This window comes from Sheuella amnicola, from assembly GCF_010499255.1.
GTDB lineage: Bacteria > Pseudomonadota > Gammaproteobacteria > Burkholderiales > Burkholderiaceae_B > Zwartia > Zwartia amnicola.
On the sequence record NZ_JAAGRN010000006.1, the window covers coordinates 142,380 to 166,484 of the forward strand.

The following is a 24,105-nucleotide window of genomic DNA, read 5'->3' on the forward strand; positions in this document are numbered from 1 at the left end:
AGAACCATGCAATGAACCGCAGAAATCTATTTAAACTGTCCGCAGCCACAGCCGCGTTGCAAATGTTGCCGGGCTTTGTGCTCGCTCAGCAAAGCGGCGTGTTTCGCGTGGGTTCATTGTGCCCGGTGACCGGTGCGGGTAGCCCATACGGCCCCGGCATGCAGCAAGCGATCCGCATGGCGGTTGACGAAGTCAACGCGGCTGGCGGGGCTGGCGGCGTCAAGCTTGAGTTGTTCTCAGAAGATAGTCAGACCAAACCGGATGCAGCTGTTCTGGCTGCCAAAAAGCTGATCGAAGTCAACAAGGTACAAGCCTTGCTCGGCACATGGGCCTCAGGCGTGACACTTGCCGTCATGCCACTGACCGATGCGGCCGGTATCATCGAAATGAATACCTCGGGTGCTCCCGCCATTTCGACTCAGGACACCAAGGATCTGGTTTGGCGCTATCAGGCAACCAATGACCGCTTTGGCCAGGCTTTTGCTGAAATCTGCAAAAAGAACGGCTGGAAACGCCCTGCCACCATGGCTTTCAACAACGCCTCCGGTCTGGGCAACACCCAGGGCTTTACCAAAGCATGGGAAGCGGCTGGCGGCAAAGTAGTGGCGCACGTCACATACGAACCCAATCGCCCCAGTTACCGTAGCGAACTGCAGAAAATCCTGGATGCCAAGCCCGACGTCATCGTGACAGGCTCATACTTGCCGGATACCACCATCATCCTGAGAGAATGGTTCCAGTCCGGCGTACCGGTCAAGTGGGTGATGCCCGGATGGGCAGCCAGCCCCGATCTGGTCAAGGCGCTTGGTCCGGAAGTCACGGAAGGCATCATTTCGGTCGACAGTATCTCGAATGAAAAGAGCAAGTCCTATGAGCATTTCGATGCCATGTACAAAAAGGCCACTGGAAAGGATGGCTCAACCAACGTTTACGCCGCCATGACCTATGACATGGTTGTGGTGCTGGCTTTGGCAATTGAGGCCGCAGGTCCGGGCGCCACCGTGGCCCAAGTCAATGCGAAGATACGCGAAGTCGGTAACCCTGCAGGCACGCCGGTCTTCACATTTGCCGAAGGCAAAGCGCTTCTAGCCAAGAAACAAAAGATCAATTACGAAGGTGCTTCAAGCAAACTGGATTTCGACAAGTACGGCGATGTCACCCCGGACTTCGGCGTATATGTCATCGAAAAAGGACAACTTGTCCGCCGTGATGTGGTTTCGATTCCTCCGGGTGTCTAAATCATTATTCTGTTGTAGTTCTTATTAAACCCTGCGCCGGTTTCCCACCGGCGCGGTGTTTTTAAGACAAGCGAGATTTATCGAGATCATTTAACCAACGCCTGTTCATTTTGATTCAAATTATTAATCTTCTGATCAATGGGATCACCGAGGGGTTGGTCGTCGCCCTTCCCGCTCTTGCAATGACTCTGGTCATGGGCGTAAACCGGTTTCCCAATGCAGCGACCGGTGATTTCATGACGACCGGTGCCTATCTTGCGATTGCGTCACAACTGATGGGATTGCAGTCTCTGGTCCTCGCAACAATCTCCGGGATGATTTTGACTGCAATTCTTTCCGCGGCATCATATGAGTTGATATTCAAGAAGCTGGCACGCCAGCCCATGATCGCTTCGCTGCTTGCCGCAATCGGCCTTGGCTTTCTGATGCGCAGCGTACTATCTTTTTTTGCAGGACACGATCAGCGCACATTCAATTTGCCGCTAGTGCGCGCATGGAATTTCGACGGCATTCGCATACTGCCGACCGATCTGTGGCTCGCACTGACCGCGCTTGGCTGTCTATTCGTCGTTTTTGTTCTGCTTTACCGCACGAGTTTTGGCAGACAGCTGCGAGCCGTGTCGGACAATCCCGATCTGGCGCGCGCAAGCGGAATTCGCGCACGCGCACTCATGATTGGTCTCTGGCTACTTGTTGGCGCATTAAGTGCCATTGGTGGCGTATTGCTCGGAATGAAAGCCGTTGTCATGCCGGAACTGGGTTGGGATCATCTTATACCTGCCTTCGCTGCGATGGTTCTAGGTGGAATCGGCAGTCCAGTGGGAGCAGTCATCGGTGCATTGCTTATGTCGATCGCTCAAGAGCTCTCCGTTCCCCTTCTCGGCCCTTCATATAAGCTGGTGCTCTCATTTGCCGTGCTCGCGCTCGTGCTGCTTGTGCGCCCCTCCGGCCTGATGGGCCGCAAAGATCTGATCAGGTAGACACATGACCGCTTATCTTATTGCCATCGGCATTGTTGCTTTGATCTATGCGCTACTCGCGCTCGGTTTGAACTTGCAATTCGGCCTGACCAAGTTAGTCAACTTCGGAATTGTCGCTTTTTTTGCGATCGGCGCTTATACATCCGCCCTGATGTCATTAAACGGTGTTCCGATCGTCTTTGGTTTCGTGGCGGCGACCTTATTGGCAGGCTGTTGCGCCCTACCCCTTGGCCTGCTGTCACTTCGACTGCGTGAGGACTATCTCGCCATCGTGACGCTGGGATTCTCCGAGGCGGTTCGCATCACAATTCAGCAGGAAGAATGGCTAACCAAGGGTGTGCAAGGATTGCCCGGCATCCCCAAACTCTTTGCATCATTTGGTCCGGCCACATCGGATACCCTTCTATTTTTTGTCCTGATCATCATCACCGCGCTCGTTGCCTGGGGGACGGTGCGTCTCACCCGCAGTCCGCTCGGGCGGTTATTGAGGGCGATCGGCGATGACGAGCCCGCGCTGATGGCATTGGGAAAAAATCCGACTCGCTTCAAAGTTCAAATCTTTATGGTGGGTGCGGCGTTAGCCGGCTTGGCGGGTGCCTTTTACGCACACTTCATCACCTTCATCAGTCCCGAGCAATTTATTCCCCTCGTGACCTTTTATGTCTGGATGGGGTTGATCATGGGAGGATCGGGAACCGTTCGCGGCGCACTTGGCGGTGCGGTGCTATTGATGATTTTCCTCGAAGGTTCGCGTTTCATGAAGGACTGGATTCCGGGCGTATCCGAAGTGCAGATGGCCAGCGTACGTTTGGCCGTTGTGGGCCTCGCACTGATTCTGGTTACGCTTTATCGCCCCAACGGCGTGTTTAACCGGAGTACTTCGACATGATGCTTGCAGTTGAAAACGTCAGCTGTCGATATGGTGGATTTACTGCTGTCGACTCAGTCAGCCTAACATTGCATCCAGGTGAAATCCTGGGAATCGCCGGAACAAATGGTGCAGGTAAAAGTACTCTTTTTGCTGCAATCGCGGGTCAGCAACAAGCTAGCACGGGCAAAATCGTGTTCAATGACTCGGACATCACTCACGATGCGCCCTACATCCGGGCCAAGCGTGGACTCGTTCGTACATTTCAAGTGCCGCGTGAATTCAAGTCCCTGACTGTGCTGGAAAATTTACTGGCGGCCGCCCCCAACCCAGAGGGCGAACAAATGCTTGCCGCTCTGGTCAATACTTTTTCCCGACGCCGCAAAGAGCGGGAGCTTATCGAAAAGGCTGATCACATTCTGTCTTTTCTGAACCTGGCAAAAGTGCGCGATACACAGGCGCATAATTTATCCGGCGGCCAAAAGAAACTTCTTGAGCTTGGACGCGTGCTCATGCTTGATCCACAATGCATTTTGTTGGATGAACCCTTTGCCGGCGTCAATCCTGTGTTGATCGAAGAAATCTGTGAGCATGTTCAAACATTGAATGCGCAAGGGATTGCGTTCATCGTCATAGAACACCATTTGCAAGCTCTTAAATCACTCACCAAACGATTGATCGTGATGGATCGCGGCATTGTTCTAGCTGAGGGAGATCCTCAATCCGTTCTGGATGATCCGCGCGTACAAGAAGCGTACATGGGAGGCGTCGCATGAGTCTGCTTAAACTTTCCGGTATTCGTGGCGGATACAGCGATGTAGACATCATTCACGGCATCAACCTTGAAGTAAATTCCGGAGAAATCGTCACGATCGCAGGTACAAACGGCGCCGGAAAATCGACGCTTGTGAAGGCATTGCTAGGATTGTTGCCTAGAGTCAATGGTGCGATTTCGCTGGATGGTCGTGATCTCTCAAAACTTGCGGCGGAAGACCGCTTTTATGCAGGCCTAGCCTATGTTCCCCAGGTCGCCAACGTCTTCGGATCATTAACGGTGCGGGAAAACCTGCAAGTTGTCCGTGGTGTTAAAAATATTCACATGCGAATGCAGAATGTGCTTGAAGCGTTTCCCGCATTGACCGAAAAACTGTCGCAACGCGCAGGAAATCTATCGGGTGGTGAGCGCCAACAGCTCGCTTTTGCACGCGCGCTCATGCCATCCCCAAAATTGATGGTACTTGACGAACCCACTGCGGCCCTGGCGCCGCTATTGGTTGAAAAAGTCTTTGAACTGGTTGCAGATTTGCCCAAGTCGGGTGTAGCGGTATTAATGGTAGAGCAACGTGCCCGTCAAGCGCTTGAGATCAGTGATCAGGGATATATTCTGGATCAGGGACGTTGCGTGCTATCGGGTCAGGCTCAGGCCTTGTTATCCGATAGCAAGATGACGCAGTTGTATTTGGGTAACCACTAGCACCGTGTCCAGCTCGTGGACAAACACTGTATTGATGGCTAGTGTTAAGCGAATTGATCAGTGAATGTTGCGTGCAATCCAGTAAACAATACCGACAAGAGCTGATCCAGCGCCTACTCCAAAGCCTATCAGTCTCATGCTCAAGGCATGCAACTCGCGATGAAGATCCTCCTTGGTGGCAAAGGTGTCCAACCGTGTCTCTATCCGGGTTAACTGGTCACGCGTTTCGATAGCAAAATTTTCGAGTGCGGTGACTCTTGCTTCCATAAGTTCCTGCCTAATCAAATATTAAAAACGCAGAAATTATCTCAAGGTAAACAATACCAAACAAGCATAAAACCACTAAAATAATCTTTGAAATTGTAAGTAAAAGAGTCAAAAAAAATGCACCCTTTCGGGTGCATTTTTGCCAGCCACGTTAAGTGAATTAAGCGGCAGCAACGTTCTTGCGAACGAGTTTTTCTTTAATACGTGCAGACTTACCTGAACGATTACGCAGATAGTAAAGCTTGGCACGACGCACATCACCACGACGCTTGACTTCAATCGAAGCGATCTGTGGCGAGTACAGTTGGAACGTACGCTCAACAGCTTCGCCTGAAGAAATCTTGCGAACTGTAAAAGCCGAGTTCAGACCACGATTGCGGCGAGCAATCACAACGCCTTCAAAAGCTTGGGCGCGCTTACGTGTGCCTTCGACAACGTTAACGCTGACAACGACCGTATCGCCAGGTGCGAATTCAACAACAGGCTTGCCGCCGGTCAGACGGGCGATTTCTTCTTGCTCAAGAATGGCAATCAGGTTCATAACAACTCCAAATCATCTTGCTCTCGGTTCGGATCGGCTTTAACTTCGCTATGACAACAAAATCGTCATCAACAATGTTTGACCATCCGGGTTAATTTTTTTGCACACGACTGACCAATTCAGAAGGTACCACCGGGCAGAGGATGAAAACGTTAGCCCATGATTCTACTACATTTTTGTAGTTAGAGGGCAATCCGAATCATAGATGTAAATCTCAAGCCTGCGGCTTAAAACTTCATCAGAAACCTGCAGCGGCACCCAGCCACAGTACGGCCGGAACCATGGCACCCCAGAAAGCGATCACCAGGACATCATTGCATAGGCTGCAACCGTTTGACCCGGTGGTGTTGCCAGTTTCGGCAAAATGCTTGTTTTCAGACATATTTGCAAAGGACAATGAGTAGGTGTGACGAAGTTCGCGTTGCATGGTGTGGCTCCCTTTGTTCATTTATCGTGCTTTTGTTAGACCCACCTCTCCCCGAAGGGAAGGAGGTGGTTAGTCGGACCCTAAACCGACAAAACTTTTTGGATGAACTGTATCCATAAACAGTACTGTACATGGATACAGTACTGTTTGCAAGCACAGTCTCTGTTTTGTTGTTTTTTAAGACCATATTGCTACGCCCACAGGGGCATCGACCTCGCGAACGTGCTATTTTTAGCCTTCAAAAAATAACGATCTCAGAGGCAGCGTTCAATGAAAAACTACACTTCCAGCCATGCTCTTTTTCAGGTTTTCGCCGATCACGGCATGGACAGGGTGTTTCTAGTTCCGGGGGAAAGTTATCTGGGACTGCTCGATGCAGTCGTGGACTTTCCGCAAATCGATGTGGTGACCTGCCGCCATGAAGGGGGCGCAGGCTATATGGCTGTTGCGGATGGGCGTCTGACGCGCCGTCCGGGCGTTGCCCTGGTCAGTCGCGGACCGGGTGCTTCAAATGCGGCGATTGCTGTTCATACCGCCCAGCAAGACGCGGTACCCATGATTTTGATCGTCGGTCAGATTGCCGCTCGCGATCTGCGACGCGAAGCGTTTCAGGAAATCGATTACCAAAAAATGTTCGGCTCGATCGCAAAGTGGGTTTTCGAATGTCGGACCCCTGATGAACTGGGTGAGGCCGCATTTAAAGCCATCCGCATGGCAACTTCAGGCACCCCGGGACCGGTCGTGCTTGTGATTCCCGAAGACATTCAACAGCAAACCGTCGAAAAACCCGCTTTCAAGAATCATCCCCAGGTCTGTGGCCTGCCTAATGCATCTGTCATGGCCGACATTACGCTGCGCCTGGCCCGCGCAAACAAACCGGTAGTCATCGCCGGTGGGATGTTCGACCGTCCTGGTGGCCGTGAAGCGCTTAAGGCCTTTGCGCATCACTGGAACTTACCCGTTCTTGTTTCCTTCCGTCGCCATGATATTTACGACAACCAAGACCCACTTTTCGTAGGCGATCTGGGGCTGTCGAATCCAGGCGCGCAAATGAAGACGCTCGCCGAAAGCGATTTCATCATTGCTTTAGGAACACGACTGGGTGACATCACGACGCAAAACTATTCGTTTCCACAATACGCCCAAACCACGCAACCATTTTTGCATTGTTATCCGGATTCGCGCATCGTCAATTTCGATACCGTAGCCGATTACCCTCTGGTTTGCGACCCTGTCGAGCTGGTTGAAGCACTGACCGTAACTGCGGCGCCCGCACTGTCGAACGCGAGAGCGCAATGGATCGCCACACTGCGCCAGCATGCGCAAACCTGGGCAGCCTGGCCAAACAAAGAACCTAAAAAAGGCGTCAACTTTACCGAGGTGGTTCGTTCGGTGGCGAACCTTGCGTCAAGCGGGACGACGATTTGCCTGGATGCGGGCACTTTCGCCGCACCAGTTTATCGTCACTTCGGTTTCAAAACCGGTCAGCGCCTGATGGCACCGCTTGCGGGCGCCATGGGTTACGGCACGCCTGCCGCACTGGCTTGCGCAATGCGCGAGCCTTCACGAAAAACGGTTTGCATGGTCGGGGATGGCGGCTTTCTGATGACTGGCAACGAAATGATTCTCGCCGTCGAACGACAGTTACCGATTGTTTTCATTGTTTCGAACAATGGTTCTTATGGATCGATCCGGTTACATCAGGAAAGAGGCTATCCGGGTCGCGTCAGCGGCACAAGCTTGTTCAATCCGGATTTTCACGACATGGCACGCAGCTTCGGAATGGAGTCCGTACGCATCACAAATAAAGATCACATCGATCAGATCATTCGGTCAGCTCTGGCAAGCGACAAGCCTGTACTGATCGAAGTGAATTCGAGCCTGGACGCCATACTGCCTTGATCAGACAGTCGGACTTGCTTGGCCGCAAGTCCGATGTCCAAACCGAATCAGTTATTAGGCTGAGGCGTGATGCGCAAGTATGGGCGAATTTCCTTGTAGCCTTTCGGAAACTTCTTGCTGATGATCGCCTCGTCTTTAAGAGATGGGACGATGATGACATCGTCGCCGTCTTCCCAATTGACTGGTGTGGCGACTGAATAATGGTCGGTCAATTGCAGAGAATCGATCACACGCAGGATTTCGTTGAAATTGCGACCGGTACTGGCAGGATAGGTCAATGTCAGGCGAACCTTTTTGGAAGGGTCGATGATGAACACCGAGCGAACCGTCAATGTTGCATTGGCATTGGGGTGAATCATGTCGTAAAGCGTGGAAACTTTACGGTCCTCATCAGCCAGAATCGGAAAATGAACTTCCGTATGCTGGGTTTCGTTGATATCGGGGATCCACTTGTTATGCGAAGCTGCGCTATCGACGGACAAGGCAATAACCTTGACGTTACGTTGCGCAAACTCATTGGACAACTTGGCGGTCATCCCCAACTCGGTCGTGCATACAGGGGTGAAATCGGCAGGATGCGAAAACAGTACACCCCAGCTATCCCCTAGCCATTCATGAAAACGAATGCGGCCAACGGAAGAATCCTGTTCAAAATCAGGGGCGGTATCGCCCAAACGAAGTGTTGCCATGGTTATCTCCAGCTAAGAATCGGTATATCCGATTTTGTCATGTATTCAAGGCAAAATCATTTTGCTTTAAGACTCTTTAATCATATGCTTATTTTTCGATTTTGGGCCAATTACTCAACCCGCCACCAGGTCGGAATGTGTCGCAAACTGCATCACCATGGCACCAGCCTGCATTGCGGCAAGTTGCGCCTGCACTCTGGGCAAAATATGGCCGGCATAAAAAACAGCCGTTGCGAGCTTATTCTGCATGAATCCGTCTGATACGTTTGCAGGATCAACACAGACCAAGGCGGCTCGTGCCATATGCCAGCCGCCCAAAACATAACCGGTCAGCATCAAATTAGGCACACTGCCCGCAAAGACCGCGCGCGTATCGGATTTGGTATTCTCGAGAACATAACGCACAGCGGTACGATACGAGCCCAAAGCCAGCGACAACTGAGTCTTGATCAAATCGATGGCCGCTTGATGCTCCTGATTCGCAGTCGCCATGGCAGTGGACAACTGGTCAATCGTCTCCTGAATCGAGTCGGCCAGGAAACCTGCAACCGCACCGCCATCACGCACCGTTTTGCGTCCAATCAAATCATTGGCCTGAATCGCCGTTGTGCCTTCATAGATCGTCAAAATTCGAGCATCGCGATAAAACTGGGCAGCACCTGTTTCTTCTATAAAGCCCATGCCGCCGTGCACTTGCACGCCCAGTGAGGACACTTCAAGCGAGCATTCGGTCGAGAAACCTTTCACAATTGGAACGAGGTATTCGTAAAGCGCTTGATTGCTTTTACGAACGTGCGCATCTGGGTGGTCTTCAGCCAGATCGCCCACCTGCGCGGCTACACAGGCAATTGAACGCGTCGCTTCAGTCAAGGATCGCATGGTCAAGAGCATGCGCTGAACATCGGGATGCTGAGCAATCGCAACCGGGCCCGAGGACCCCTCGACCGCACGGCTCTGTATACGATCGCGCGCGTAAGCCAGCGCCTTTTGCGTAGCGGCTTCACTGACGCCGATGCCCTGCACTCCTACGGCAAAGCGCGCGGCGTTCATCATGATGAACATATACTCCAGCCCGCGGTTCTCCTCGCCAACCAGGGTGCCGATCGCCCCCGCCCCGACCTCGCCCTTGTCATCACCAAACAGCAGCACCGCAGTCGGACTGCCATGTATGCCAAGCTTATGTTCGAGTGAAGCGCAAAACACGTCGTTTCGGGCCCCGAGAGAACCGTCTTCATTCACCAAAAACTTGGGCACGACAAATAGAGACAAGCCTTTAACGCCTTCAGGGGCACCCGCCGTACGCGCCAGCACCAGATGAACGATGTTTTCCGCCAGATCATGCTCGCCAAACGTAATAAAAATTTTCTGTCCAAAAACACGGTAGGTGCCATCGAGTTGCGGCACGGCCCGCGCTTTGACCATGGACAGATCGGAACCCGCCTGAGATTCAGTCAGATTCATTGTCCCGGTCCATTGTCCCGAAACCAGTTGCTCGATATAGCGCTGCTTAACCTGATCAGAACCGGACAAAAGCAAAGCCTCAATCACACCATCAGTCAGCATGGGACAAAGTGAGAAGGCCACGTTCGCTGCGTACAGATTTTCGGTTGTAGCGGTTGCTAGTAATCGGGGCAATCCCTGACCACCCCATTTCTCCGGATGACGCAGGCCTTGCCAGCCACCCTCGACGAAATGTCCGAAGGCTTTATGAATCTCTTCGGGCATCTGAACAGTGCCATTGTCATACTTGGGCGAATTGAGATCTGAAATCCGGTTAGTTGGCGCAACGACTTCAGAGGTGAATCGTGCGTTTTCTTCCAGCACTGCGTCTATCAGATCCGACTCAATAGAGGAAAATGCAGGCAGCTTCAGCAAATCAGGCATACCTGCAATATGTTCGAAAACAAATCTGAAATCGGGTACAGGGGCGCGATAGGTCATGGTTTTAAATTTGAATGGTTAATCTGAATATCGATTCGGAGGATTCAATCGCTTAATCGTACTACCTGCAACATACAAAACACTGACATCCGGATGACAAAATACAAACCCCCTGATACTGGACGTCAAGATCCAAAATCAGGGGGTTTGCCATACCCGGTGAGCGCGTTACGCTCTCATCAGGGATTTAAAGCGCGGATACGAGCTCGGGTACAGTCGTGAACAAATCTGCCACGAGACCATAATCGGCCACACCGAAAATCGGTGCCTCTGCGTCCTTGTTAACTGCAACGATGACTTTAGAGTCCTTCATGCCGGCCAAATGCTGAATAGCGCCGGAAATACCGATTGCCACATACAACTGGGGAGCAACGATCTTGCCGGTCTGGCCGACCTGCCAGTCATTGGGCGCATAGCCTGCATCAACAGCCGCACGCGATGCACCCAACGCTGCACCCAGCTTGTCAGCCAAAGGATCCAGAATTTTGAAATTCTCGGCACTACCCATTCCACGGCCACCAGACACGACTACGCGTGCGCCTGCCAACTCGGGACGATCACTCTTGGCGACTTCGCGACCCACAAAGGTCGACAAGCCGGCGCCGGCAACCGCAGTCACAGCCTCGACTGCAGCGCTACCGCCATCGGCAGCAGCGTCAAAACCAGTCGTACGGACAGTAATCACCTTGACGGGATCTGTCGACTGGACCGTGGCGATAGCGTTGCCTGCATAAATCGGACGCTGGAACGTATCGGGCGCGTCGACGGCAACGATTTCAGAGATTTGTGCAACATCCAGGCGTGCGGCTACACGTGGAGATACGTTTTTACCCGAGGCAGTTGCCGCAAACAAAATATGGCTGTAACCACCGGCCAGCGCGAGGACCTGGTCCGCAACGTTTTCGGCCAGACCGTCAGCAAGGACTGGAGAGTCGGCAAGCAATACTTTCGACACACCGGCAATTTTAGCGGCCTCGTCCGCGGCTGCACGAGCGTTCGCTCCTGCAACCAGCACATGGATATCACCACCGATACGTGCAGCGGCTGCCACAACGTTACGGGTTGCGCCCTTGAGCTGGGCGTTATCGTGTTCTGCAATGACAAGTACTGACATGGTTAGACCACCTTCGCTTCGTTCTTGAGTTTATCGACCAATGCCGCGACATCAGGCACCTTCACACCGGCCGAGCGTGCTGCAGGCTCGGCAACCTTCAGCGTCTTCAGGCGCGGGGTGACGTCCACACCTAAATCAGCAGGCGATACCGTATCGAGCGGTTTTTTCTTGGCTTTCATGATGTTGGGCAACGTCACATAGCGCGGCTCGTTCAGGCGCAAATCCGTAGTGATGATCGCAGGCAGTTTGAGTTCAAGGGTTTCCAGGCCGCCATCGACTTCACGCGTCACGCGCGCGACGCCATCGCCCAGTTCGACCTTGCTTGCGAATGTCGCTTGCGACCAGCCCAGCAAGGCAGCCAACATCTGACCGGTCTGGTTGGCATCGTCATCGATCGCCTGCTTGCCCAAAATGATCAACTGGGGCTGCTCTTTCTCGGCCAAAACCTTCAGTAACTTGGCAACGGCAAGCGGCTGAAGATCGACATCGGTCTGAACCAGAATACCGCGATCGGCACCAATGGCCATCGCCGTACGCAAGGTTTCCTGGCATTGGGCTACGCCGCAAGATACTGCAATCACTTCCGTGGCCGAACCCTTCTCTTTGAGACGGGTAGCCTCTTCCACAGCGATTTCATCAAACGGGTTCATCGACATCTTGACGTTTGCGATATCCACACCCGACTGATCCGACTTGACGCGCACTTTCACGTTGTAATCAACGACGCGCTTAACAGGCACAAGCACCTTCATCCAGCGATCTCCAAATATAAAAAAAGCTCGACCCCTGAGGAATCGACCCATATCAAAAAATCTTCAATACGCCATTCTACCTCTCCGAGAAAATTTCGTTCGCTCAGAGGCTAATTGACATCAAAAATCCCTAAATTCAGGGAATTCATCACTAAAGTTGCGATAGTGCCCTGATGTGGGCCACAACACTCCTGCCTAATGCGGAGAGGTTGTAACCGCCTTCGAGAGTGCTCACGACACGACCGCCCGCATATTTGTCGGCGATTTGCACCAGCTGCTCGGTAATCCAGGCGTAATCCGACTCAACCAGTCTGAGTTGAGCAATATCGTCTTCGCGATGGGCATCGAACCCAGCCGAAATCAGAATCAACTCGGGTCGATGCGCCTCAAGTTTGGGGATCCACCGGTTGCGCACCAGGTCACGGATGGCCTCTCCATCCGTATACGAGGGGACCGGCACGTTGACCATATTATCGGAGCGCGATTGCGCACCGGTATTGGGAAACAACGGGTGCTGAAAAAAACTGCACATCAATACACCCGGATTGTCGGCAAACATCGCTTCGGTTCCGTTGCCATGATGGACATCGAAGTCAATAATCGCCAATCGTTTGATTCCATAAACAGTCATCGCGTGCGCCGCAGCGATTCCAATGTTGTTCAAAAAACAAAACCCCATTGCATGATCCGGCATTGCGTGATGTCCCGGAGGCCTCACACTGCAAAACACGGTTTTCGCTTCCTGTTGCATCACCGCATCCACTCCGGCAATCACTGCACCCGCCGCATGCTTGGCTGCCTCCAACGTATGCGAGTTCATCAAGGTGTCTGGATCGATCTCATGCATACCGGATACCGGAGAATCATTCTCGAGGCTATCCAGATATGCCTCTGTATGCACGCGAGTCAACGCCTCACGGGATGCAGGCTTGAAATGATTCAATTCGTGCACGAACTGGGCAATGCCGCTAGACAGCATCTGATCCGAAATGGCATCCAGACGATCCGGCGACTCGGGATGCCAATTTCCCATTTCGTGCAATCGGCACGTCGGGTGGGTAATATAGAGTGTCTGCATAGGAAAAATTATGTCACTCCGTTGGCGTTTTGTACAAATCATTCTTGCAAGCTCAATGCTCGCGGCTTGCTCAACCACATCCGATTCTGCGTCCGGAAGCGCGACCGGCGCATCCGGCTCAACATCAACACCACCGGCCACGAATCAATCCAAATCAAAGGATGCGGGCAGCAACGCTAAAAACACCGTTTCGACAGATTCTAAATCGACCGGACAAGGTCTCGCACCCAAGCGCGAAGCAATCGAACAGTTCGGTCATGATTTGGCAGTTTCGCGCAAACTGAACGAGGCCGAGGTACAAAAACTGTTGGCTGAAGCCCGCTACAACCCGACTGTCTATAGACTGCTCGCACCGCCCGCCCCGGGACAAAAGCGTCCCCTGCGCAGTTGGCAAACCTATCGTGGACGGGTTGTCGAACCTGTGCGGATTTCTCAAGGTAAACAATTCATGCAAGAGTACGAGGCTGAGCTGAATCGCGCATCCGCCCGATATGGCGTGCCCAAAGAAATCATTGCCGCCATTATCGGCGTCGAAACGGGATTTGGACGAAACCAGGGAAACTTCCGGGTACTGGATGCCCTGACAACGCTGGCCTTTGATTATCCCGACCCGAATCGCCCGGATCGAATCGAAATGTTTCGCAATCAACTGGCCGATCTGATCGAGCTGGACCAGAAAGGCAAGGTCGACGCGCGCACATTGAAAGGATCTTTTGCAGGTGCTGTCGGTATTCCGCAATTCATGCCAACGAGCATCAAGTTATTTGCCGTCAGCGCACAAGGCCGCAACAATGTCGACCTGAATAACAACTTTGATGATGCAATTCTGTCCGTTGCAAATTTTCTGGTCGAGCATGGCTGGCAACCGGGCATTCCGGTGTTTGCTCCTGTCAAATTACCGTCGAATCCCGGCAAACTGGTCGATGGTGGCTTGAAGCCAACTCTGGACTGGACGCAGCTAAAAGCTGCCGGATCAAGCGTGATCGACTCCGGATCCCAGCCCAAGTCCCGTTCTGCAGACAAACCACCCTCATGGATGTACATGGGGCTAGGTGTGATCGATCTGCCTGAAGAGGCCGCAGGCACAACTGAATTCAGAGTCGCCACGCCTAACTTCTTCACGATCACGCAATACAACCGCAGCTACTTTTATGCAGCATCGGTCGCCGATCTCGCAGCGGCACTTTCCAAGCGGAATTAACGTTCGTCAAACAGTCCGGTCGAGAGGTAGCGATCACCTCGATCGCATACGATGAAGGCGATCGTTGCATTGCTCACCGTCTGCGCAATACGCATTGCGGCAACCAATGCGCCGGCCGCAGACACTCCCGCGCATATTCCTTCTTCGGCGGCTAACCTACGAGCCATGTTTTCGGCATCCTTCTGGTCAATCAATTCGATTTGGTCAACTAGACTCGGATCATAAATCGACGGCAAATAAGCCTCGGGCCACTTACGGATCCCTGCGATTTGAGAGCCTTCAGTCGGTTGTGCACCGATGATTCGAATATCCGGATTGCGCGACTTCAAATAGCGTGACACACCCGTGATGGTTCCCGTAGTCCCCATTGCGCTGACAAAATGCGTGATTCGCCCTTGTGTCTGATCCCAGAGTTCAGGACCCGTTGTCTTGAAATGTGCCAGAGGATTATCCGGATTGGAGAACTGATCCAGCACCTTGCCTTCACCGCGGGCCTGCATAGCGGTCGCAAGGTCTCGGGCATATTCCATGCCGCCTTGGCTTGCAGGGGTCAAAATCAATTTTGCGCCATAGGCCGCCATCGAGGCGCGACGCTCTACCGATAAATTGTCCGGCATGATCAGAATCATCTTATAGCCGCGAATCGCTGCTACCATCGCCAACGCAATCCCGGTATTACCGCTGGTGGCTTCGATCAGCGTGTCACCCGGCTTGATCTCGCCGCGGGACTCGGCACCCAGAATCATGGCAAGCGCAGGACGATCCTTGACCGAACCTGCGGGATTATTGCCTTCGAGCTTTCCGAGAATGACGTTTCCGCGAGGCGCGCCAACAGCGCCCGGCAGGCGCTGCAAGCGCACAAGAGGCGTGTTTCCGACTGTATCCTGCAGTGTTTTATATGTATCCATAACTGAAGATCATACTAAAAAGAGCCGGCATTTGTCGGTTAGCAGTCACTAAACCCTAGACATTCAAGGGATTTCATTTAAATTTCGAAAGACGAAATCTCAGCGAAGCATGTTCAATCCACATCCGTCACAATCGGATCTACTCGCTCCAACGCTGGCGTCCCCTTGACTTGCGGGGCTCGATTTCGCTGACCCGGCTTCACATTCACCGCAAGGCCGGCTTGTTGCATCGCTTGGAGTTTTTTAAGACCAATGCCGCGAACACGCTCAGACAGATCTTGCAGCGATTCGAAATTTCCGGCTCGCTGGCGCTCTTGCACAATGATCTGGGCGGTGCGAGGCCCCACTCCTTTGATCGTTTGCAATTCCGACTGCGTTGCGACGTTCACATCAAGCGCTTGCGCCGAAAATGAACTCATCCCGGCAGCGGCCACTAAAGCAATCACCCCAGCCCGACGTGACTTGACACGATGTGACAATAAAGCCAAACCGGACTCGGACAAGGGCTTGGCGACGGTATCGTAAAGAAATGGATTCATAGCGCTCCTGCGAAGATGACGACTCGGCCCTCACCGGATGGCAAGGGTCATCGTAAGCGCTATGTTGAAGATTATGGTGTCGCGTGCACAGGACGGCGCAACGGAAGATCCACTCGCAACTTTACGAGTGGATTGAACAGGCTATTTTGAATGCAGTGCGCGGACGTATTCGGACACGCCCGTTTGAACATCACGCATTCGATTGGTGAACCCCGCCGCACGCAACTGAGTGACGTCAGCCTGCGTGTAACTTTGATAGCGACCTTTCAGATCATCCGGAAACTGGATGTAACGCAGCAATCCCTGCGCCACCAATTCGGGCAAGGACAATGTCGATTCACCGCGCAAGCTGCGCATGGTGTTGACAACCGATGCCGCGACATCATTGAACGGTTGTGCTCGACCCGTTCCGCAATTGAAAATTCCCGACGTCCCGGGATGATCCAGAAAGTGAAGGTTGACATCAACTACATCATCCACGTGAATGAAGTCGCGCGTCTGACCGCCATCTGCATAACCATCCCAACCGCCAAACAGTCTGACATGGCCTTCGGCGATAAACTGATTCATGTTATGAAAAGCAACCGATGCCATCCGACCCTTGTGTTGCTCATGGGGTCCGTAGACATTGAAATAACGCAGTCCCACTACCTGGGCGGTAAGCGAGCCCATGCGGGCGCGCAAAACCTGGTCGAATAAAAACTTCGAATAGCCATAAACATTCAATGGATTTTCGTTAACAAGATTTTCGACATAGACTGGGCCCGGGCCATACACCGCTGCAGACGAGGCATAGATCAGAGGGACCTTTTTAGACTGACAGAATTCGAACAGCTCAAGCGTCACACGATAGTTGTTATCCATCATGAAGTGTCCGTTGCGTTCAGTCGTATCCGAACAGGCACCTTGATGAAACACCGCCCGCACTGAATTAAGCGACCCCGCAAGCACGCGTGCGCGAAACTCGTCCTTATGCATGTAATCGGCGATTTGCGCACCCACCAGATTAATGAATTTGTCGCCATCAGTCAGATCATCCACGGCGAGAATATCGTTGATGCCGCGACGATTCAAACCGCGAACAATGTTACTGCCGATAAAGCCGGCTGCTCCGGTCACGATAATCATGCCAATTCCTCCTGTGTCACGATGGATGTTCCTAGTTTACCCACTACGATACCCCCAGCGCGATTGGCCCAGCGCATCGCTTGCGGCCAATCCATACCGCATGCGCGCATCACCGCTAAAGTCGCAAGCACCGTATCGCCCGCCCCGGAAACATCAAACACTTCATGCGCCTGTGCGTCCACATGGTCTCGACCATGGCCGGTGAACAATGTCATGCCTTGTTCGGACCTTGTCACCAGCAACGCTTCGAGACTCAGTTGATCGCGAAGCTTCTGCGCTCGCGATTGCAAATCGTCCTCGCTTTGCCATTGACCAACTGCCTGCTGCATTTCGCTGCGATTGGGGGTGACGAGTGTCGCGCCACGGTACCGTCCATAATGACTGCCTTTGGGATCAACCAGAACGGGGAGATTTTTGGCTCGAGCCATTTCAATCAAATCTTCAACCTTGGCTAAAGCGCCCTTTGCGTAATCGGACAACACAACAACATCATGTTGATCCAAAAGTGGCGAGATTTCATCGCGCATTCTGTCTATCAAAGTCGTATCGGGCTTTTCTTCAAAATCGATTCGCAACAATTGTTGCTGACGACCCAACACGCGCATTTTCAATGTGGTCGGATGATGGGGATCCGCAACCAAATGCGTTTGCACGCCGGCTTGAGTCAATAGTTCGCGAACCTTAGCGCCAGCCTCGTCTTGACCGACGACACCGGCCAGAGTGACTTTCGCGCCAAGTGACACCACATTACGCGCAACGTTTGCCGCTCCGCCGAGCCGATCTTCCCGCTTGGCCACATGGACGACCGGTACAGGCGCTTCGGGCGAAATGCGCTCGACCTCGCCAAACCAATAACGATCAAGCATGACATCGCCCACAACCAATACGCGGGCCTTGGAAACGGCTTCTTTAGGAAAAGTACTCATTCAAGTTCTTCTAATCGACGTGGCTTGTATGTTTCCCAGGCATTGCAACCCGGACACTGCCAATAAAAACGACGCGCCTGAAATCCACAAGCACGGCAGGAATAGCGATCCAATCGCTGCGTATGCTTTTGAATCAATCGACGCAACAAACCCATGTCATCCGCACTTAAAGGGCGCTCAACCTGAGCCTGACCTTCTGCGGCTTGCGCAAGCTCAACCTCCAGCAATCGATCCAAACCCAGCAAAGACGGATGAGACTGCAATGCGCTACGCGCAAAACTCCAGGCAAAAGCCGTTCCCCTCTGAGTTCGTGCGGCACGAAACACCACATTGAACAAGTCAAGCGAGGGGTGTTGCTCGTAATGTCCAAGCAAAATCTCAAGGCCTTCTTCGGATTGTCCGGCCTGTATAAAGTTGTTCAACAAATCATTGGCAACCAGGCCAACAAACTCGGGAGCCTCAGTCAACACTGATAAGAGTTGCTTGCGCTGAGCGTCAAAATCCTGCTGGGAGGCTGCAATCATCGCACTTAACATCGCAACCCGCACATGAGACGCACCTGCTTGGACGCCCTGTTGAGCATTAGCCGCACGCTTGGCAACCGACAAAGCCTGCTTGGCGCGCTCGATGTCGGGAGTCTTTGCCGACATGGCCGACTGGGCAAGCTCACAGTAATAATGCACAAGCTGGGGCACTGGCTCATCGATAAGTTTGCGCAAACTATCCACTGCCTCAATGGCACGCGGCCAATCATGCTCCGACTCATAAATCCGAATCAAAGCACGCAATGCAGGCAAGGCAAAGCTCGTATCCTTTAGTAAAGCAAACGTTTCTTCTGCACGGTCGAGCATACCGGCTTTGAGATAGTCCTGCGCCAACTCATGCTGAGCATGTTCACGCTGAGCCACCGGTAAATCTGCGCGTGAAAGCAAACTTAAATGAACGCGTATCGCTCTCTCCATCTCTCCGCGACGACGGAACAAACTACCGAGGGCGAAGTGCAGCTCGGTCGTTTCGGGATCAAGCTTGGCGACCTCGACAAATGCGTCGATCGCGCGATCGGGTTGCTCATTGAGCAGAAAATTCAATCCCCGAAAGTACGAATCAGGCAAATTGCGCGTTTCGGAAAGCATCTGTTTAATGTCAAAACGGGCGGCAATCCACCCCAGACCGAACAGCAAAGGCAAAAATATCAACCACCAGGACTCAAAATCCACGTGCGTCTATTCCGAAAAAACAAATCAAAGGGGTGACAGCGGAACAACCGCCTCAGCGGCCGCCAGTTTCGCCGCGGCTCCGGGATTGACCGCCTCTTGGATTCGATCAATCTCTTTGCGCAATCTGGCGACTTCGCGGCGTCGCTTTAACGATGCAGGCACAGTAAGCAACAAGCCAAACAAAGTACCCAGGACAAAAGTCGACAACATCACGACGATCAGGGGTACGTTATCTATTCCTTTATCCGCGTAGAAAACGACCTTAACGGCTTCGGTGTTTTTAAGCGCAAACATCAAAACAACGACAAAGACGATCAGTCGTAATGCCCAGACAAGATAACGCATGAATTCTCTCCCGTATGCAAAAGAAGATTGTAAGCGGTCTGGCCCGATCCTCCATAAAAAAACCGCCATTGAAGGCGGTTTATATCAAAGCAAGAGGATTTTAGCCCACTGCCCGATTCACGACTTGCTCACTTTCGTCAGCGTTCAAATCCACACGTTCGCGCAACTCTTTGCCGGCTTTGAAGTGAGGCACCTGTTTGCCGGGCACCATCACTTGCTCACCAGACTTGGGATTGCGACCGATACGCGGCGCACGTTCAGACAACGAAAAACTGCCAAAACCGCGAATTTCGATGCGTTGACCTTCGGCAAGTGCCTGGGTCATTGCATCAAGAACGGTCTTGACGGCATAGTCGGTGTCACGGGCGGTCAGCTGAGAGTAGCGCGCCGCCAGTGCAGCAATCAGTTCAGACTTGGTCACCGTGATTATTCAGTGTCACGAGCCTGATCGAGCTTGGCCTTGAGCAAAGCGCCCAAATTGGTTGTGCCCGACGAAGCGCTGGCTTCGGAAAGACGTGCCATCGAATCTGCGGTCTCGGCATTGTCACGTGCCTTGATCGACAACTGGATCGAGCGCGCTTTGCGATCGACGTTGATGATCATGGCTTCGATATTGTCACCGACCTTGATTGCAGTGGTTGCATCTTCAACGCGACCCGAAGAAATTTCGGATGCGCGCAGATAGCCTTCAACGTCCAGCGACAGGGTCACGACAGCACCCTTGGGCTCGACCGACTTGACGGTACCGGGAACAACAGCGCCCTTGTCGTAAGTGGCAACGAAGTTATTGAACGGATCACCTTCGAGTTGCTTGACACCGAGCGAAATACGCTCTTTGTCGGTATCGATACCGAGAACGACCGCGTCGAGTTCGTCACCCTTTTTGAAGTTGCGAACGGCCTCTTCACCGGTTTCGGTCCAGGACAAGTCAGACAGATGAACCAGGCCATCGATGCCACCAGCCAAGCCGACAAACACGCCAAAGTCGGTGATCGACTTGATCGCACCACGGACTTTATCGCCACGCTTGAAGTTGGCGGCAAACTCTTCCCATGGATTCTGGCGGCACTGCTTCATGCCCAACGAAATGCGGCGACGGTCTTCGTCGATCTCGAGGACCATGACTTCGACTTCTTCACCCAAAGTCACGACCTTGCGTGGATCAACGTTCTTGTTGGTCCAGTCCATTTCGGACACGTGAACCAAACCTTCAATACCGGCTTCGACTTCAACGAATGAACCGTAATCGGTCAGGTTGGTAACTTTACCGAACAGGCGAGTGCCCTGTGGGTAGCGACGTGCGAGACCCACCCATGGATCTTCGCCCAGTTGCTTGACGCCCAGAGAGACGCGGCTCTTCTCTTGATCGAACTTCAGAACCTTGGCTTCGACTTCCTGGCCAACCGTCAGAACTTCGGATGGATGACGTACACGGCGCCATGCCATGTCGGTGATGTGCAACAGGCCATCGATGCCGCCGAGGTCGACGAACGCACCGTAATCGGTGATGTTCTTGACTACGCCGCGAACAACCGAACCTTCCTGCAGGTTTTCGAGCAACTTCTGGCGCTCTTCACCCATGCTGGCTTCAAGCACTGCACGACGCGACAATACGACGTTGTTGCGCTTGCGATCAAGCTTGATGACCTTGAATTCCATGGTCTTGCCTTCGAACGGGGTCGTATCCTTGACAGGACGCAAATCGACCAGCGAGCCGGGCAAGAAAGCACGGATACCGGCTGTCATGACGGTCAAACCGCCCTTGACTTTGCCTGTGATCGTGCCGGTGACGAGTTCGTTCTTTTCGAGCGACTGTTCAAGTGACAGCCAAGCCGACAAGCGCTTGGCGCGATCGCGGGACAGCACGGTGTCACCGTAGCCGTTTTCGAGCGAATCAATTGCAACCGAGACGAAATCGCCCGGCTGGACTTCAAGCTCGCCCTGATCGTTCAGGAATTCTTCGAGGGGAATGAGGGCTTCTGATTTCAGACCTGCATTCACAACCACAAAATTGTGGTCGATACGGACGACTTCGGCGGAAATAACCTCGCCGGATTTCATGTCCTGTTTTTCGATACTTTCTGCAAACAGCGCGGCAAAGCTTTCGCCGGCTTGGGTTGAAGTTTGTTGAGTTGACATGTAAAGAAGATCCAAATGGCTCAAAGAGCCGGGTAACACACCATCCGCCAGCAAGGACATCAGGTGGAGTTTAAAAAACCTGCATTCAAATCATTTGATTGACAGGCACCTATCAAAACGACGCACGCCAGAGATCCAGTATGGCCTGAACAGTTTGATCTATGGTCAGGTTGGAAGAATCTACTGTGTGGGCGCCTTGCGCCGGAACAAGTGGTGCGACGGCACGCCGCGTATCACGCGCGTCCCGCTCACGCATATCGCGAAGCAAGTCTGCTAGATTAGCAGAAATTCCCTTTTCGATCAATTGGTTACATCTTCGCTGCGCGCGCGCCTCCGCACTGGCAACTAAGAATATTTTTAATTTCGCATCCGGAAAGACAATCGTACCCATATCACGACCATCCGCCACCAGTCCGGGAAATCGCCTGAAAGCGCGTTGCCTATCGAGCAGAGCAGCCCGCAAGGCCGGATTAGGAGCTATCCGAGAAGCCAGATTGCCGACTTGCTCCTGACGAATCAGCTCGGACACCTCTTGCCCAGCCAATCGCACGCCGTTCTGATGAAACTCGACCTGCAGGACTTGAGCGGCACCTGCAACAGCATTTGCATCGTCAGGGTCAATCTGCTGATTCAGTATCGATAACGCGGTCAGTCTGTATAGTGCTCCACTATCCAGCACACTAAATCCAAGTGCGGAGGCGACGCGGTGTGCCACCGTACCCTTGCCTGATGCAGTTGGACCATCAATCGTAATAACCGGGGCAAGTTGCGTCATTTGGTCAAATCCCGATACACATCGAAATATGTCGGAAAGGTTTTGCTGACGCAGTCTGGATCCATAATTCTGACCGAAGCTGATCCAAAAGCGGCCAACGAGAAGCACATCGCCATGCGATGATCATCATATGTATCGATCACAGCGTCGTGCCACTGCCCCTTGGCAATAGGCGAAACACGAAGCCAATCCGGTCCGCTTGAAACCTCGGCTCCCAATTTACGCAATTCGGTCTGCATCGCGTGAATGCGATCAGTTTCTTTGACGCGCCAACTTGCGATGTTGCGAAGGGTGCACGGCCCGTCGGCAAATAATGCAAGTGCTGCCGCAGTCATGGCGGCGTCAGGGATGAGGTTGAAATCCGCATCAAAAGACTTCAGTCTTTGTCCTTCAGAAACATTTATCCCAGTGACTTCGATAGATGAACCGTCGCGCTTGACCTGGGCGCCCATTGCTTCGATCGTATCGGCAAAAGCCACGTCGCCCTGGATGCTCTGATCCCCTACACCAATCACTTTTACAGGGCCACCACCGATCGCACCAAGCGCCAGGAAATACGATGCAGATGAAGCATCTCCTTCAACGAAGATTCTCCCTGGTGATACATATCGGCTATCCGAAGCGACGATAAATTTCTGCCAGCCATGTCGTTCAACCCGCACTCCAAATCGCATCATCAGATTCAGAGTGATGTCAATGTAGGGTTTGGAAATCAAATCGCCAACAACGTCAATCGTCAAGGCGCGCCCAGTCTTGGCCACAACGAGCGGCGCGGACATCAACACGGCAGTCAGAAACTGACTGGAGACAGAGCCCTGAACGCTGACGCGATCCATTAAGGCTTTAGCAGGACTGATTTGCAAAGGCGGATAGCCGTTTTGGCCAAGGTAATCGATCTGAGCGCCCATTTCGCGCAACCCGTCGACCAGATCACCTATCGGTCGCTCGTGCATGCGCGGCACACCGCTCAACTTGTAATGACCACCCATGACTGTCAACGCCGCAGTCAATGGGCGAATCGCCGTGGCGGCATTGCCCATAAAAAGATCTGCCTGCTTGACAGGGAATGATTCGACTCCGCTCACCGTAACCGAATCACTGGCATGTCGTTCAATCTGAACACCCAGCGTCTGCAAAGCGGCAAGCATCACTTTTGTGTCATCCGACTGCAGCAAGCCGTCGATGCGAGTCTGTCCCGCCGCTAACGCCGAGAGTAGTAAGACGCGATTGGAAATACTTTTAGAACCCGGCAGCGTCACTGTCCCGTTTGCCCGGGTGACTGCGGGCAAGTCCAAAAATGGCACATGGCTCATGACTGGTTTCCCGTCCAATTGGCGCGCGCATGCGCCGAAGTTTCGAGCATATCCATCAGCCAGGCTTCATCGCTTTCTTGCAAAGCCTGTTCAGCACGATCCAGCACCTTGCGAAAGGCTGCGATCTCGGAGAGCATCGCGGGGCGATTGGCGATGAAAATATCACGCCACATTTCACCCGAACCCTGCGCGACACGTGTGAAATCTCGAAAACCGGTCCCGGCGGTTTGCAGCTTGGTCTCGACATCCTCGCTTTGGATAATGTGCTGCATGAACAGTGCGGCAAAGCTTTCGCCGGCTTGGGTTGAAGTTTGTTGAGTTGACATGTAAAGAAGATCCAAAT

26 protein-coding genes are annotated in these 24,105 nt (G+C 52.9%); 7 read left to right on the forward strand and 19 right to left on the reverse strand.

Annotated elements, in window-relative coordinates:
* The first annotated feature begins 11 nt into the window (after positions 1-11).
* The 5 genes from G3I67_RS10440 to G3I67_RS10460 all read left to right on the forward strand — a co-directional run bounded on the left by G3I67_RS10440 (position 12) and on the right by G3I67_RS10460 (position 4,560).
* A complete protein-coding gene (locus G3I67_RS10440; protein ID WP_163655044.1) occupies positions 12-1,238 on the forward strand; it encodes an ABC transporter substrate-binding protein in 1,227 nt (408 codons plus the stop codon).
* A 110-nt stretch (positions 1,239-1,348) separates the two neighbouring features.
* Positions 1,349-2,218, forward strand: a complete 870-nt coding sequence (locus G3I67_RS10445) for a branched-chain amino acid ABC transporter permease (protein WP_203583610.1) — start codon at positions 1,349-1,351, stop codon at positions 2,216-2,218.
* Between the two features lie 4 nt (positions 2,219-2,222).
* Positions 2,223-3,107, forward strand: a complete 885-nt coding sequence (locus G3I67_RS10450; RefSeq protein ID WP_163655046.1) for a branched-chain amino acid ABC transporter permease — start codon at positions 2,223-2,225, stop codon at positions 3,105-3,107.
* Positions 3,104-3,862 carry an ABC transporter ATP-binding protein gene (locus G3I67_RS10455; protein WP_163655048.1) on the forward strand — a complete coding sequence of 253 codons (759 nt, stop codon included), beginning with the start codon at positions 3,104-3,106 and terminating at the stop codon, positions 3,860-3,862. The genes G3I67_RS10450 and G3I67_RS10455 overlap by 4 nt, the downstream gene beginning before the upstream one ends.
* A complete protein-coding gene (locus G3I67_RS10460; protein WP_163655050.1) occupies positions 3,859-4,560 on the forward strand; it encodes an ABC transporter ATP-binding protein in 702 nt (233 codons plus the stop codon). The genes G3I67_RS10455 and G3I67_RS10460 overlap by 4 nt, the downstream gene beginning before the upstream one ends.
* A 57-nt stretch (positions 4,561-4,617) precedes the next feature.
* On the opposite strand, the gene G3I67_RS10465 is transcribed toward G3I67_RS10460, so the two are convergent.
* The 3 genes from G3I67_RS10465 to G3I67_RS10475 all read right to left on the reverse strand — a co-directional run bounded on the left by G3I67_RS10465 (position 4,618) and on the right by G3I67_RS10475 (position 5,795).
* Positions 4,618-4,827, reverse strand: a complete 210-nt coding sequence (locus G3I67_RS10465; RefSeq protein WP_163655052.1) for a hypothetical protein — start codon at positions 4,825-4,827, stop codon at positions 4,618-4,620.
* Positions 4,828-4,987: 160 nt separating this feature from the next.
* Positions 4,988-5,368, reverse strand: coding sequence for a 50S ribosomal protein L19 (gene rplS, locus G3I67_RS10470; RefSeq protein ID WP_163655055.1), 381 nt, complete (start codon positions 5,366-5,368; stop codon positions 4,988-4,990).
* Positions 5,369-5,606: 238 nt separating this feature from the next.
* Positions 5,607-5,795, reverse strand: a complete 189-nt coding sequence (locus G3I67_RS10475) for a hypothetical protein (protein ID WP_163655057.1) — start codon at positions 5,793-5,795, stop codon at positions 5,607-5,609.
* Positions 5,796-6,065: 270 nt separating this feature from the next.
* Between G3I67_RS10475 and G3I67_RS10480 the strand changes: the two genes are divergently transcribed.
* On the forward strand, positions 6,066-7,697 hold the full coding sequence (locus tag G3I67_RS10480) for a thiamine pyrophosphate-dependent enzyme (protein ID WP_163655058.1): 1,632 nt from the start codon (positions 6,066-6,068) through the stop codon (positions 7,695-7,697).
* A 47-nt stretch (positions 7,698-7,744) separates the two neighbouring features.
* Here G3I67_RS10480 and G3I67_RS10485 read toward each other — a convergent pair whose 3' ends face one another.
* From G3I67_RS10485 to G3I67_RS10505, 5 genes are all read right to left on the reverse strand, one after another.
* On the reverse strand, positions 7,745-8,386 hold the full coding sequence (locus G3I67_RS10485) for a peroxiredoxin (RefSeq protein WP_163655060.1): 642 nt from the start codon (positions 8,384-8,386) through the stop codon (positions 7,745-7,747).
* Positions 8,387-8,500: 114 nt separating this feature from the next.
* Positions 8,501-10,327 carry an acyl-CoA dehydrogenase gene (locus G3I67_RS10490; protein WP_163655062.1) on the reverse strand — a complete coding sequence of 609 codons (1,827 nt, stop codon included), beginning with the start codon at positions 10,325-10,327 and terminating at the stop codon, positions 8,501-8,503.
* Between the two features lie 187 nt (positions 10,328-10,514).
* Complete coding sequence (locus G3I67_RS10495) at positions 10,515-11,441, reverse strand: electron transfer flavoprotein subunit alpha/FixB family protein (protein WP_163655064.1); 927 nt, start codon at positions 11,439-11,441, stop codon at positions 10,515-10,517.
* 2 nt (positions 11,442-11,443) lie between these two features.
* Positions 11,444-12,193: an electron transfer flavoprotein subunit beta/FixA family protein gene (locus G3I67_RS10500; RefSeq protein ID WP_163655066.1), complete on the reverse strand. Its 750-nt coding sequence runs from the start codon at positions 12,191-12,193 to the stop codon at positions 11,444-11,446.
* Positions 12,194-12,344: 151 nt separating this feature from the next.
* The gene (locus G3I67_RS10505; RefSeq protein ID WP_163655068.1) at positions 12,345-13,271 is read right to left on the reverse strand and encodes a histone deacetylase family protein; all 927 of its coding nucleotides are present in this window, start codon (positions 13,269-13,271) and stop codon (positions 12,345-12,347) included.
* A 10-nt stretch (positions 13,272-13,281) separates the two neighbouring features.
* On the opposite strand from G3I67_RS10505, the gene mltB reads away from it, so the two are divergent.
* The gene (mltB, locus tag G3I67_RS10510; protein WP_163655070.1) at positions 13,282-14,472 is read left to right on the forward strand and encodes a lytic murein transglycosylase B; all 1,191 of its coding nucleotides are present in this window, start codon (positions 13,282-13,284) and stop codon (positions 14,470-14,472) included.
* Here mltB and cysM read toward each other — a convergent pair.
* The 11 genes from cysM to G3I67_RS10565 form a co-directional block, all read right to left on the reverse strand.
* A complete protein-coding gene (gene cysM, locus G3I67_RS10515; RefSeq protein ID WP_163655072.1) occupies positions 14,469-15,380 on the reverse strand; it encodes a cysteine synthase CysM in 912 nt (303 codons plus the stop codon). The genes mltB and cysM overlap by 4 nt on opposite strands.
* Positions 15,381-15,493: 113 nt before the next feature.
* Complete coding sequence (locus G3I67_RS10520) at positions 15,494-15,919, reverse strand: ComEA family DNA-binding protein (RefSeq protein ID WP_163655074.1); 426 nt, start codon at positions 15,917-15,919, stop codon at positions 15,494-15,496.
* A 141-nt stretch (positions 15,920-16,060) separates the two neighbouring features.
* On the reverse strand, positions 16,061-17,047 hold the full coding sequence (rfaD, locus tag G3I67_RS10525; protein WP_163655077.1) for an ADP-glyceromanno-heptose 6-epimerase: 987 nt from the start codon (positions 17,045-17,047) through the stop codon (positions 16,061-16,063).
* Positions 17,044-17,973, reverse strand: coding sequence for a D-glycero-beta-D-manno-heptose-7-phosphate kinase (gene rfaE1 / locus G3I67_RS10530; protein WP_163655079.1), 930 nt, complete (start codon positions 17,971-17,973; stop codon positions 17,044-17,046). Before rfaE1 ends, rfaD begins: the two co-directional genes overlap by 4 nt.
* Positions 17,970-19,190, reverse strand: coding sequence for a lipopolysaccharide assembly protein LapB (gene lapB / locus G3I67_RS10535; RefSeq protein ID WP_163655081.1), 1,221 nt, complete (start codon positions 19,188-19,190; stop codon positions 17,970-17,972). The genes rfaE1 and lapB overlap by 4 nt, the downstream gene beginning before the upstream one ends.
* 24 nt (positions 19,191-19,214) lie before the next feature.
* Positions 19,215-19,535, reverse strand: a complete 321-nt coding sequence (locus G3I67_RS10540; protein WP_163655083.1) for a LapA family protein — start codon at positions 19,533-19,535, stop codon at positions 19,215-19,217.
* 100 nt (positions 19,536-19,635) lie between these two features.
* Entirely contained in the window at positions 19,636-19,956 is a 321-nt protein-coding gene (locus G3I67_RS10545; RefSeq protein ID WP_163655085.1) for an integration host factor subunit beta, read from the reverse strand.
* 5 nt (positions 19,957-19,961) lie between these two features.
* A complete protein-coding gene (gene rpsA / locus G3I67_RS10550) occupies positions 19,962-21,674 on the reverse strand; it encodes a 30S ribosomal protein S1 (RefSeq protein ID WP_163655087.1) in 1,713 nt (570 codons plus the stop codon).
* Positions 21,675-21,786: 112 nt separating this feature from the next.
* On the reverse strand, positions 21,787-22,449 hold the full coding sequence (cmk, locus tag G3I67_RS10555) for a (d)CMP kinase (protein WP_163655089.1): 663 nt from the start codon (positions 22,447-22,449) through the stop codon (positions 21,787-21,789).
* On the reverse strand, positions 22,446-23,762 hold the full coding sequence (gene aroA, locus G3I67_RS10560) for a 3-phosphoshikimate 1-carboxyvinyltransferase (protein ID WP_163655091.1): 1,317 nt from the start codon (positions 23,760-23,762) through the stop codon (positions 22,446-22,448). The genes cmk and aroA overlap by 4 nt, the downstream gene beginning before the upstream one ends.
* A complete protein-coding gene (locus G3I67_RS10565; RefSeq protein ID WP_203583611.1) occupies positions 23,759-24,088 on the reverse strand; it encodes a prephenate dehydrogenase dimerization domain-containing protein in 330 nt (109 codons plus the stop codon). The genes aroA and G3I67_RS10565 overlap by 4 nt, the downstream gene beginning before the upstream one ends.
* Between the last annotated feature and the right edge of the window lie 17 nt (positions 24,089-24,105).